This is a genomic window from Ruminococcus sp. AF20-12LB, assembly GCF_003478985.1.
Classification (GTDB): domain Bacteria; phylum Bacillota; class Clostridia; order Lachnospirales; family Lachnospiraceae; genus Blautia_A.
The window spans coordinates 418,999-431,597 of record NZ_QUGH01000001.1; the positions used below are offsets into that span (position 1 = coordinate 418,999).

General features: G+C 44.7%; 9 protein-coding genes. 7 read left to right on the forward strand and 2 right to left on the reverse strand.

Translation table 11 applies throughout. The features are described from left to right. Positions 1–84: 84 nt before the first annotated feature. The 5 genes from mmsA (at position 85) to DWX61_RS01885 (ending at position 5,895) form a co-directional block, all read left to right on the forward strand. Complete coding sequence (gene mmsA, locus DWX61_RS01865) at positions 85–1,623, forward strand: multiple monosaccharide ABC transporter ATP-binding protein (protein ID WP_092070227.1); 1,539 nt, start codon at positions 85–87, stop codon at positions 1,621–1,623. A gap of 4 nt (positions 1,624–1,627) precedes the next feature. Beyond that, complete coding sequence (gene mmsB / locus DWX61_RS01870; RefSeq protein WP_092070224.1) at positions 1,628–2,803, forward strand: multiple monosaccharide ABC transporter permease; 1,176 nt, start codon at positions 1,628–1,630, stop codon at positions 2,801–2,803. 227 nt (positions 2,804–3,030) lie between these two features. Continuing rightward, entirely contained in the window at positions 3,031–3,822 is a 792-nt protein-coding gene (locus tag DWX61_RS01875; RefSeq protein WP_118513220.1) for a ParA family protein, read from the forward strand. Next, a complete protein-coding gene (locus DWX61_RS01880) occupies positions 3,809–4,243 on the forward strand; it encodes a hypothetical protein (RefSeq protein WP_147419607.1) in 435 nt (144 codons plus the stop codon). Before DWX61_RS01875 ends, DWX61_RS01880 begins: the two co-directional genes overlap by 14 nt. Positions 4,244–4,569: 326 nt before the next feature. Continuing rightward, the gene (locus DWX61_RS01885; RefSeq protein WP_182433924.1) at positions 4,570–5,895 is read left to right on the forward strand and encodes an IS4 family transposase; all 1,326 of its coding nucleotides are present in this window, start codon (positions 4,570–4,572) and stop codon (positions 5,893–5,895) included. A 214-nt stretch (positions 5,896–6,109) separates the two neighbouring features. On the opposite strand, the gene DWX61_RS01890 is transcribed toward DWX61_RS01885, so the two are convergent. Next, complete coding sequence (locus DWX61_RS01890) at positions 6,110–7,831, reverse strand: ABC transporter ATP-binding protein (RefSeq protein ID WP_118623499.1); 1,722 nt, start codon at positions 7,829–7,831, stop codon at positions 6,110–6,112. A gap of 444 nt (positions 7,832–8,275) precedes the next feature. Between DWX61_RS01890 and DWX61_RS01900 the strand changes: the two genes are divergently transcribed. After that, positions 8,276–10,528 carry a PTS sugar transporter subunit IIABC gene (locus DWX61_RS01900; protein WP_118623501.1) on the forward strand — a complete coding sequence of 751 codons (2,253 nt, stop codon included), beginning with the start codon at positions 8,276–8,278 and terminating at the stop codon, positions 10,526–10,528. A gap of 240 nt (positions 10,529–10,768) precedes the next feature. After that, entirely contained in the window at positions 10,769–11,596 is an 828-nt protein-coding gene (locus tag DWX61_RS01905; protein ID WP_118623503.1) for a PRD domain-containing protein, read from the forward strand. Between the two features lie 28 nt (positions 11,597–11,624). On the opposite strand, the gene DWX61_RS01910 is transcribed toward DWX61_RS01905, so the two are convergent. Beyond that, positions 11,625–12,503 carry a LysR family transcriptional regulator gene (locus DWX61_RS01910; protein WP_118623505.1) on the reverse strand — a complete coding sequence of 293 codons (879 nt, stop codon included), beginning with the start codon at positions 12,501–12,503 and terminating at the stop codon, positions 11,625–11,627. Positions 12,504–12,599: the final 96 nt, after the last annotated feature.

The window sequence follows — 12,599 nt, forward strand, 5'->3', positions numbered from 1 at the left end:
CAGAATTTTTAAGAAAGAAATTTATCACATGCAGGCGGGGAATATAACCGCCTGCATGAACAGTGGAAAGGGAGGGAAATTGAGTTGGCTAAGATACTTCTGGAAATGAAAAATATCACCAAAACTTTCCCAGGTGTAAAGGCACTGGATAATGTTAATCTCCAGGTCGAGGAAGGCGAGATCCACGCACTGGTAGGTGAAAACGGTGCCGGTAAATCTACATTGATGAATGTATTAAGTGGTATTTATCCGTACGGTTCGTATGAAGGAAATATTATTTATGATGGTGAGATCTGTAAGTTTAACACTATCAAAGACAGTGAACATAAAGGAATTGTAATCATCCACCAGGAACTTGCTCTGATCCCGTACATGACCATCGGGGAGAACATGTATCTGGGTAATGAAAGAGGCAAAAGCTTTTCCATCAACTGGAATGAAACTTATGGAGAAGCAGATAAATATTTGAAAATAGTAGGACTGGAGGAATCCTCCAGAACTTTGATCAAGGATATTGGTGTAGGTAAGCAGCAGCTGGTTGAGATCGCAAAGGCACTTGCAAAGAATGCAAAGCTGCTCATTCTGGATGAGCCTACCGCATCACTGAATGAAGATGACTCCAAAGCTCTTCTGGATCTTCTTCTGAAATTCAAGAAGCAGGGAATGACCTCTATCATCATTTCCCATAAATTAAATGAAATCTCCTATGTAGCAGATAAGATCACAGTTATCCGAGATGGATCTACCATTGAAACACTGGATAAAAATAAAGACGATTTTTCTGAGCAGAGGATCATTCAGGGAATGGTTGGACGTGAGATGACAGACCGGTTCCCGAAACGTCCAAATGTAAAGATCGGCGATGTTTCCATGGAGATTAAAAACTGGAATGTTTATCATCCGCTGTATACAGAACGTAAGGTGGTAAATAACGTATCCTTTAAAGTACATAAAGGAGAGGTTGTCGGTATTTCAGGACTGATGGGAGCAGGACGTACAGAACTGGCTATGAGTATTTTTGGCAAGAGCTATGGAACTAAAATTTCTGGACAGGTGTTCATGAACGGAAAAGAAGTGAAGCTGAATACAGTTCAGGAAGCCATCGACAACAAGCTTGCTTATGTTACAGAGGATCGAAAAGGAAACGGGCTGATCCTTTCCAAGTCCATAAAGATGAACACTACGCTTGCAAACATGTCCGGTATCAGTAATGGAAAAGTGATCGATACGGATAAAGAATACGCAGTTGCTGAGGAATACAGGAAGAAACTGAAAACCAAGTGTCCGACAGTTGAGCAGAATGTCGGAAACCTGAGCGGTGGTAATCAGCAGAAGGTCCTTCTTGCAAAATGGATGTTTGCAGAGCCGGATATTCTGATCTTGGATGAACCTACAAGAGGTATTGACGTAGGTGCCAAATATGAAATCTACTGTATCATCAATGACCTGGTCGCAGCAGGAAAATCTGTGATCATGATCTCTTCTGAGCTTCCGGAAGTGCTTGGAATGTCAGACAGAATCTATATCATGAACGAGGGCAGATTCGTAGGTGAGGTAAGTGGTGAGGAAGCTACATCTGAGCTGATCATGTCCAGGATCGTGAAGTCAGGTAAAGGAGAGTAAGAAGATGGAGAAAAAGATTAGTTTTTCAGAAATATTAAAAAAATATACCATGGTCATTGTTCTGGTATTTGTTGTGATCATGTTTTCTGTGAACACAAAGGGCGTTATGCTTCTTCCGCAGAATGTAAATAACCTGGTAGCCCAGAATGCATATGTATTTATTCTTGCAACCGGTATGCTGTTCTGTATTTTAACAGGTGGTAACATCGATCTGTCAGTTGGTTCTGTTGTATGCTTTGTTGCTGCTGTCGGTGGTAAGATGATGGTTCTCAACAGTATGAACCCGTATCTCACTATGATCGTGATGCTTCTTGTGGGTATTGCCATTGGTGCATGGCAGGGATTCTGGATCGCTTATGTACGAATTCCTCCATTTATTGTTACTCTGGCAGGTATGCTTGCTTTTCGTGGCCTTTCCAACGTAGTTCTGGAAGGACAGACCCTGGCTCCGATGCCGGATGCTTATCTGGCTTTGTTCAATAACTATATTCCGGACTTCCTTGGTGGAGGTGAAGGATTTAACAGAACATGTTTCGTAGTTGGCATTATTGTCTGCATCGTCTATGTTGCACTTGTTATGAAAAACCGTGCAGACCGTGCAAAGAAAGGCTACAGTGTTGAGTCTTTCGGTGGTGTTGCAGTGAAGATGGTTCTGATCTGTGTAGTTGTTCTTGCATTCATGTTCAGACTTGCTCAGTATAAAGGTATCCCAAATTCCCTTCTCTGGGTTGCAGTGATCATCGCAATCTATACATATATTGCTTCCAAGACTACAACAGGTCGTTATTTTTATGCAGTTGGCGGTAATGAGAAGGCAACAAAGCTTTCCGGTATTGATACCAATAAAGTTTATTTCCTGGCTTACCTGAATATGGGTCTTCTGGCTGCGATTGCCGGTATGGTTACTATGGCGAGACTGAATTCATCCAACCCACAGGCTGGTACAAACTTCGAGATGGATGCGATCGGTGCATGTTTCATCGGTGGTGCTTCTGCTTATGGTGGTACCGGTACAGTTCCCGGTGTTATCATTGGTGCCCTCCTTATGGGTGTTCTGAACCTTGGTATGAGTATCATGGGTATTGACCAGAATATCCAGAAGGTTGTCAAAGGTATGGTTCTTCTTGCAGCCGTTATCTTTGATGTTGTAAGTAAGAGAAAATCCTTTATCGTAAAATAATAAAAATGAATGAAGTTTAGCAGCAGGCTTTCGGAAAGATCTGAAGTCTGCTGCTTTTTTGCATAGGAAATCATTCTGCAACAGGATTCTTTTTTGCTGTTGTTTTATGTGAGAGTTTTTTGTCAGATTTTGTGGTTTTATGGGGGATATGCTTGTTTTTGGGGGAGCGTTATATTATAATAAGGGAAAGTTAGTGATTTACGATTTTGTGTTGTCGGGAGGCTGTGATGGGAAATACAGTGACGATTTGTTTTGCGAATAATAAGGGCGGCAGCGGAAAGTCCACCAGCTGTTCCAATGTAGGTGCGGCACTGGCCGGTATGGGGAAGAAGGTTCTTCTCGTGGACGGCGATATGCAGCTGAATCTTTCCCTTTCGTTTTTTGATGAAGAAGAAGTTCTGAAAATGGCTGCCGGGGAAAAAAATCTCTACTATGCCATTGGTCATCAGTCGGATCTCAGCGATTTTATCGTGCATACGAAGTATGAGAATCTGGATCTGGTTCCGTCGTCTACGCTGATGAGCTCCGTGGAATATGAGCTCTTTACGAAATGGCAGAGAGAATTTATCCTGCGGAAATGCCTGCAGAAGATCAAGGATTCCGGGGTGTATGATTACATTCTCATCGATGCACCGCCGACTCTTGGCGGCTGGGTGATGAATATCCTGTGCGCATCGGATTACGTTCTGGTTCCGGTGGAGGCCAGCCCGTGGGGCATGTTTGGTCTTGCAAATATGTTTGATTTCCTGAATGAGGTCCGTGAGATCGCTCCGGCGCTTCAGGTTCTGGGAATCGTGGTGACCAAGGCAGATGCCAGAAAGAATTATTTCAAACAGACCATGGAGACTTTGAAAGAGATGGAAGGAATCTATCTTTTCGAATCCTTTATCCGTGTGGACAGCTCTATCGAATGGTCACAGGACAGCAGCGAGCCGGTTGTGGAATTCAAAAAAAGCAGCCGCAGCGCAAAAGAATATATAGCATTGGCAGAGGAGGTAATGAATCGTGTCAGTAGGTAAAGCAAGCATCGCAAGAGCAGTAAATGCAGAGAAAACAGCAAAGACAGAAGAGAAAGTTACAGAGGTAAAAGTGGCAGAAAAGCCGACAGAAGTAAAGACAGAAACAGGAGAGAAAGCTGCTGAAAAAACAGTCGAAAAGAAAACCCCAGCGAAAGCTCCGGCAAAGAAGACCACAGCAAGGAAGGCAGCCACAACAAAAACAACAGCAAAGAAAACCACCACCAGAAAGACAACAACACGAAAAACTGCAGCTAAGAAAACAGCCGCCGCAGAAACCACAACAGGAACCGTAGCTCAGAATGTGATCAGTGGAGGAAACGCCGACGAACTCCAGGCCAAGTTCCTCACCCCAAAGAAAGACGAGCCGGACAACAACCAGCCGGTAGGAATCAAGGATGAGCTTCCGGTTTATTTGCTGTAATTGTAATACAGAAGGAATATTCGCAAAGTTCATTAAAAAAACTGTCGCAGACTCTGTGCCATAATCCAGACACAGCGTTTGCGGCAGTTTTTATATATTGCTACATCCAGTGGGACAGCGAAGCGCCTCCCACGTCCGTACGTCACAGTCATCATTCAACCCATTCTGTCTTGATGAATCTGGCGTGCCCAAGAGGGTGGGAGCTCGAGGGAGGGTCTTCGGGCCAATGTCATTTAGTTAGGGACGCCCTATTCCCAAAAGTTACAGTGTATGGTAAAAAAAGACTATACACTGTAACTTTTTTATTATGCAAAGGAGATGTGCCTATGAATTCAGCGTTTACTTATAATTATGAATTGCTCATGTCACTCATTTCTGAACTGGAGAGCGAAATAAACTCTTTTGTCACCAGACCTGGTATTGATTTTTCCAGGAAACGTAAGATATCTTTTCAGGATACGATCCTTTTTCTTTTAACTATGAGGGGCGGTTCTCTCAATACAGCATTTTTTGATTTCTTTTCATGCCGGTCTCAAAAAGATCTCCCATCCCTTTCTGCTCTCCAGCAGCAACGGGCCAAGATACATCCGTATGCTTTTTATCATCTTCTGCACCGTTTTTCACGATCACTTCCCTCTGAACATGATTATGAGGGTTTTCAGCTTCTTGCATGTGATGGCTCGGATCTGAACATCTTTTATAATCCGGATGATAAAGACAGCTGTAAGCCTTCCGGTTCCGGAAAAAAAGGCTCCAATCAGCTTCATCTTCATGCCCTATATGATCTTTGTAATAAAAAATATGTGGATGTCCTTATTGAAAAAACAATGGTCAGCAATGAATCCCGTGCATTGATACAAATGCTGCGGAATATACCTCACCCTGACAGAACGATCATACTGGCCGATCGCGGATATGAAACTTACCATGTCTTTGCACACATCATGGCAAAAGGTCTCTCCTTTGTCATCCGTACAAAAGATATTTTCAGCAAAGGGGGCATTTCCCGCGGCTTTCGTCTTCCGGACCGGGAACTGGATGAAGAGCTGGATTTTTTTATTACGCGTAGTACGGTCCACTCTAAACGGGACCCGATAAGATATAAAAAACTTTCTCCCGGATCTGCATTTGACTTTCTGAATCTGGAAAAAGATGGAAAACAGGCTGTTTATCCCATGCACCTGCGGCTGGTACGTTTTCCGCTGGATACAGGGGAATATGAATGTATTGTCACGAATCTGGGAAAAGACCGTTTTCCTCCGGAAAAAATAAAAGAACTATATCATTTAAGATGGGGGGTCGAGACTTCATTCCGAAAACTGAAATATAATATCGGGGTATCGAATCTTCATTCAAAGAAGGCGGAATATGTAGAACAGGAAATATACGCACGTATCATCATGTACAATTTCTGCGAATCAGTTACCGCACATGTAACTGTCAAACAGAAAGACCAAAAATACGTTTATCAGATAAATTTCACAATGGCTGTACATATCTGCAAAATTTTCCTGCAAAAAAGCTGTTCCACAATCCCGCCGCATATCGAGACACTCTTGCTGCAATACCTGACTCCGGTCAGACCCGGCCGGAAATTCCCCCGTTCCAAGAAGATGAAAGGTTTTGTAGCCTTTGGATATAGAGTATCTTAATATAAGAATACTATAATTTTTAAGAATAGAAAAGAGGTTGTTTAAAAACTGTAATTGCCTGCCAAGGGGGAAGTCTGTGCGTTTTGGGGTATTATATGATGAAAACTTACAGCATAACTTATATCCTAAAAATATTTTTTAATAAAAAGTCCCTAACTAAATGACATTGTCTTCGGGCTTCGCAACTCTGAGATGACCCTCCCTCGTATCTTATTTACATATTGTAATACGCAGCATACAATCCATTCTTCTCAAGCAGCTCAGCATGAGTACCGCGTTCAGCAATACCATCCTCTGTGATCACAATAATCTCATCCGCATCGCGAATGGTAGACAACCGGTGCGCGATCGTAATGGTAGTACGATTTTTCGAAAGCTCTTCCAGACTCTTCTGGATCCAACGTTCGCTTTCGTTATCCAGAGCGCTGGTGGCCTCATCCAGGATCAGGATCGGAGGATTCTTGAGGAATACACGTGCAATGGAGATTCGCTGCTTCTGTCCGCCGGAAAGGCGTGTGCCACGTTCTCCCACATAAGTATCGTATCCATCCGGCAGCTCCATGATAAAGTCATGGATACTCGCACATTTGGCGGCTTTGATGATCTCCTCATCGGAAGCTCCTGGCTTTCCGTAGGCAATATTATCCTTGATGGTTCCGTCAAAAAGATAGACATCCTGCTGTACCATACCGATCTGGCTTCGAAGGCTCTTAAGAGTCAGCCCGCGGATATCCTTTCCGTCTACAGTAATGGAACCGCCGGTCACATCATAAAATCTGGGCAGGAGAGAGCAGATCGTGGTTTTTCCGCTTCCGGAAGGTCCCACCAGGGCAATGGATTTTCCTGCCGGGATATCAATAGAGATATCGGAAAGCACAGGAGTTTCATCATCGCTGTAATGAAAAGAAACATGGTCGTAACGCACATGTCCTTTCACGTCCGTAAGCTCTGCAGCGTTGTCTGCATCCCTGATCTCGGATTCTGTTTCCATCACATCCAGGAAACGGCGGAAACCGGAAAGACCCTTCTGCATCATTTCCACAAGTTCCACCAGGATCTGGATGGGGCTGATAAAGATTCCGATATACAGGGCATACATGGCAAGATCTGCAGTCTGCATTTCACCCTGAGCGATCAGATAGCCGCCGTAAACAAGAGTTACCAGGTACATCATGCCCTGGAAGAAAAGATTGGAACTCATGAAGCTTCCCATGCAGTGATAATTATCTCTTTTGGAAATAAGGAACGCCTCATTGCTTTTCTTAAATTTGGCACGCTCGATGTCCTCGTTTGCGAAGGACTGCACCACGCGGATTCCGGAAAGCGTATCCTGAAGACTGGCATTTACATCTCCGATCTTACGACGGTTTTCCATGAAGGTTTCCTGCATTTTTGCATTCTGGCGGAAGGAAAACACAAACATCACGATCACCAGGAGGATCAGCGGCAGTGCAAGTTTTTTGTTGATAAAGAACAGGAAGATAAAAGCACCGACGATCTTTACCAGGGAGATAAAAAGATTCTCTGGACCATGATGTGCAAACTCGGAAATGTCAAAAAGGTCACTGACCAGCTTACTCATCATCTGACCGGAATTATTCCTGCTGTAATAGGAAAAAGACAGCTCCTGGTAATGGTCAAAAAGCTCCCGGCGCATATCACGTTCCATCTTTGCACCCATCATATGTCCCTGATAGGTTACATAATATTTGCAGAGACTCTGCACAATGTACATAACAAAAAGAGAAGCTGCGATCACAGGGAGGGCATGAAGAATAATATCCTTATCCTGTGTAAAGAGAGTTTTTGTCATAGTACGAAGAATCTGGGGATAAGCAAGATCTACCAGACTGATAACGGCCGCGCAGATCAGGTCAATAAAAAAGACCGCTTTGTACGGGCCGTAGTAGTGGATGAATTTCTTGATGGTATTCATCGGAAAAAGTACCTCCGTTTTTATGAAATGTATAGTGTTGTCTGAGCAAAAAACATTGCTGCCGGACATTCTATGTTCATCTTATCATAAGTAAGAATAAAGTCAAGATAAGTGAATTTCAGGTCTGTTTCGTTTCTGCATACTTTCTGAGAATAGAAACTATACGGCCGCTGTTCACAGGAAATATTCCGCGAGGGATTGTTGGCAACGGAGCGGATAGTGATATGAGGAGATATCTTTTTTGGAAAAAATCAAATTACTCCTTGACACAGAAGAACAAAACCCGTATAGTGTATTTCAGATTTGGTGTGTAACTGATAAGCAGGCATTAACCAGTCATAAATGTTATTATTTTTATTTGACGTTTATGGGGGTTGGTGTCTTTTTTTGTTGCCCACTTAAAAGACTCCCGCTCCAAAACGTCGAAAGAAAAGGAGAGAGAACATGAAAGACAAGATTTTCGGAGTTTTGCAGCGAGTGGGACGTTCCTTTATGCTTCCCATAGCAATCCTTCCTGTGGCAGGCCTGCTTCTTGGATTCGGCAGTTCCTTCACAAATGAAACAACCATTGCAACCTACGGACTTCAGAAGCTTTTGGGAGACGGAACGATTTTACATGCACTCCTGATCATTATGAACAAAGTCGGAAGCGCGGTATTTGATAACCTGCCGCTGATCTTTGCAGTAGGTGTGGCCATCGGTATGGCAAAAAAAGAGAAAGAGGTAGCAGCTCTTTCTGCACTGATTGCTTACTTCGTTATGAATGTAGCCATCAATGGTATGCTGGTAGTAAATGGTAAGATCACAGCAGACGGACAGATCGCAAAAAGCGTTCTGGAAGGTACTGTAACATCTGTCTGCGGTATTCAGTCCTTACAGATGGGTGTGTTTGGCGGTATTATCGTCGGCCTTGGTGTTGCGGCTCTGCACAACCGTTTTCATAAGATCGTGCTTCCAAACGCACTTTCCTTCTTCGGTGGTTCCAGATTTGTGCCCATCATTTCCACCATTGTGTATATGTTTGTTGGAATCCTGATGTATTTCGTATGGCCGGCAGTTCAGAACGGTATTTATGCTCTGGGCGGTCTTGTAACAGGCAGCGGTTATGTCGGAACTCTGATCTTTGGTATTATCAAACGTGCGCTGATCCCCTTCGGACTTCATCACGTATTTTATATGCCATTCTGGCAGACAGCCGTTGGAGGGACTATGGAGGTTGCAGGTCAGATGGTACAGGGCGGACAGAACATCTTCTTCGCTCAGCTTGCAGATTCCGCAAATGTGGCGCATTTCAGTGCAGATGCAACAAGGTACTTTTCCGGAGAGTTCATTTTCATGATCTTCGGTCTTCCGGGAGCTGCTCTTGCCATGTACCGCTGTGCAAAGCCTGAGAAGAAAAAAGCAGCAGGCGGACTTCTTCTTTCCGCAGCCCTTGCATGTATGCTTACAGGAATCACAGAGCCACTGGAGTTTTCCTTCCTGTTTGTAGCTCCTGCATTGTTTGCGGTACAGGTTGTTCTTGCAGGCGCGGCTTATATGATCGCACATATGCTGAACATTGCAGTAGGACTTACCTTCTCCGGCGGTTTCCTTGATCTGTTCCTGTTCGGAATCCTTCAGGGAAATGCAAAGACAAGCTGGCTCAGGATTATCCCGGTTGGTATCATTTACTTTATTCTCTACTATGTGATCTTCACCTTCCTGATCAAAAAGTTCAACTTCAAGACTCCGGGACGTGAGGATGACGACACAGAAACAAAGCTTTATACAAAAGCAGATGTAAACGCAAGAAAAGAAGCCGGAAAAGCCGGTGAAGCAGCAGGAAGCACATCCGCAGACCCGGTAAGCGAAGCCATCACAGCCGGCCTTGGAGGAAAGAAAAACATCAGTGATGTGGACTGCTGTGCAACAAGACTCCGTATCACCGTCCATGATGCAGCAAGAGTCAACGACGATATTCTGAAAACAACAGGTTCCAGAGGAATCGTGAAAAAAGGCCAGGGTGTCCAGATCATCTACGGTCCGCAGGTAACTGTGATTAAATCCAAGCTGGAGGATTATCTGGAGACAGCGCCAAATGAATATTTTGAAGGTGCAAATGAGACAGAAACAGACAATACGGAAAATCAGGCTCAGTCTGATACAGAGCGCATAGCAGAAAGTACAGGTGAGGCTGTTCAGAACACAGCTCCGACATCCGAAGCCAACACGCAGCCGGAGAAAAAGGTCCTCAGAACAGCTATCGTCTACAGCCCGGTAACCGGTATCGCAGCAGACCTTTCCACAGCGCCGGATGAAGGCTTCGCAGAAGGAATGATGGGAGAGGGTGCGGTAGTCACACCGAAGGATCCGGTGATCTGTGCTCCGGAAGACGGCGAGGTAGAGTTTATTTTTGACACAAAGCATGCTATCGGATTCCAGACAGATACAGATCTTCCAATGCTTCTCCATATCGGAATTGACACTGTAAAGCTGGAAGGAAAAGGCTTTGAGATCCTGGTAGAGCAGGGACAGCATGTGAAAAAGGGTGAGCCGCTGATGCGGATCGACATCCCATATCTTACAGAAAACGCTCCGTCCTTATGTTCTCCGATCCTTTGTACAGAGATCGAGGATAATCAGAGAGTACGCCTTCTTGCCAATGGAGAGATCAAGGCAGGGGAGCCGCTGTTCGCAGTGGAGACTGTGGAAGAATAAGAAATTTTTCAGCAATAATATAGATGATTGGTTTTGTGAAAAGCGCGCCTAATGCCCGGGCGCGCTTTTCCTGTGGCAAAGAAAATAACTGTCCGTCAGAAGGACTTTACACAAAAGACAGATTCTGTTACGATAAAGAAAATCGATAGCTGCAGACAAAAATGTTGACTGAAAATCCGGGGTAGACAGTGGTGGAATGTGGAAAAGCAGCAGGATATATAAAAATGGTGGGGAAAAAAGATGTACAGAGTGAGCAAGGTATTGAACAATAACGGCATCATTGCCATAGATATGGAGGAAAACCAGGAATATGTGCTTCTGGGAAAAGGTGTGGGATTTGGAAAGAAGGTCAGTCAGCGTTTGGAGGCTCCGGCAGACTGTACCCTTTACAGGCTGGCTCAGGAGACAGAACGTGGCTCAGCAAAAGAACTGGCAAAGAGCGTAGCACCGGAATTTCTGGAGATCGCAGATGAGATATTGAGAGAAGCTGAGAAGACCTTTGGGGATACCATAGACAGAAGGATCCTGTTTTCCCTTGCTGATCATATTTCCTTTGCGGTGGGACGTATCCGGAATCATGAGCAGATCAGCAATCCTCTGACCGATGATATCAAGGTGCTTTTTTACAGCGAATTCAAGGTGGCGGAGGTACTGAAGAAGATCCTGAAGGAGCGGATGGATATTGAGATCGACGAGCATGAGGTGGGATATGTGGCACTTCATATTCACTCAGCACTTGGAGATGAGAAGGTGTCTGTTGCCATGCAGACAGCAAGAACGGTGCGGGAATGCATCGCCATGATCGAGATGGCCACAGGAAGAAAGATCGATGTGATCTCCCTGTCCTACAACCGTATGATGAACCATATCAAATATATGGTAGCCCGTGTCTCCACAGGGGAGACACTGAAGCTGGATATGAATGAATATATAGAAGAAAAATATCCGGAATCTTACAGGATCGCAGAGGATGTCTGCGAGAGCCTGGGCAAAAGCCTTGGGAAAAAGCTGGACCCTATCGAGATCGGTTATCTTGCCATGCATATTGAGAGGACAGTGGAGCAATAAACATAAATGGCTGATCCGCCTCAGGGATTTATACGATAAATTCAATAGCTTTTTTGACAGCAGTACTCATGGCAGTGCTGCTGTTTGTGACTAAGCAGACCTCTCTCTGAGGGAGCGGCTCCTTAAGCTGAAAGGCAAAAACCTTACCGTCATTGATCACTTCCCGGGCAAGGGGTTCCGGGTAAAAGCCGATTCCTAGATTGTGGACAACCATGGGAAGGACCTGGTCTGTAGTTGCGGCCTCGATATCAGGATGAAAAGAAACACGGTTTTCCATAAAGTAATTCATATACATTTCTCTTGTGCTGGTCCCTTCCGCAAGACCTACAAAGGGCAGGTCCTGAAGCTCATGGATGCTGATGGGGGCAGTGGTCAGATCCTTATATTTGCTTCCGCATACAAGAATCTCCCGGTAACGCAGGAGACTTTTTTTCTGTAAAGGCTTGCGGATAGAAATCGGAGTGGTGACAATAGCGAAATCTACCGCATAATTCTTCAGTGCCTGTACAGCCTGTGGAGTGGAATGGTTGAAGAGGCGCAGGCGAACATGGGGATATTGCTCGCGGAACAGCTCCAGCTTTTCCAGAAGGATCAGACGCAGGGCATTTTCGCTGGCACCGATGGAAACCAGACCATGTTCCAGCTCTCCGTTCTGGCGGATCTCCTCCTCACCGATGGACAGCTGCTCAAATGCCAGGGCAACGTGTTCATAAAGCTGGCGTCCCTCCGGGGTAAGTGCGATTCCCTTGTTGGATCGGAGAAAGAGAGTACATTTCAGCTCCTGCTCCAGGTTGTTCATACAGCGGGTGATATTTGGCTGGTTGTTGTGAAGAGCCCGTGCTGCCTTGGTGAAACTCTTATACTGGGCTACATAATAAAAGATCCGGTAGTAGTCGTAAGTGATCATGTATAGTCTCCATCCTGTGATATGATTTTAATATGTTTACGATATTAATAATACTTTTTACATTTGCTTCTGAGCAAACTATAATACACCCGAGGA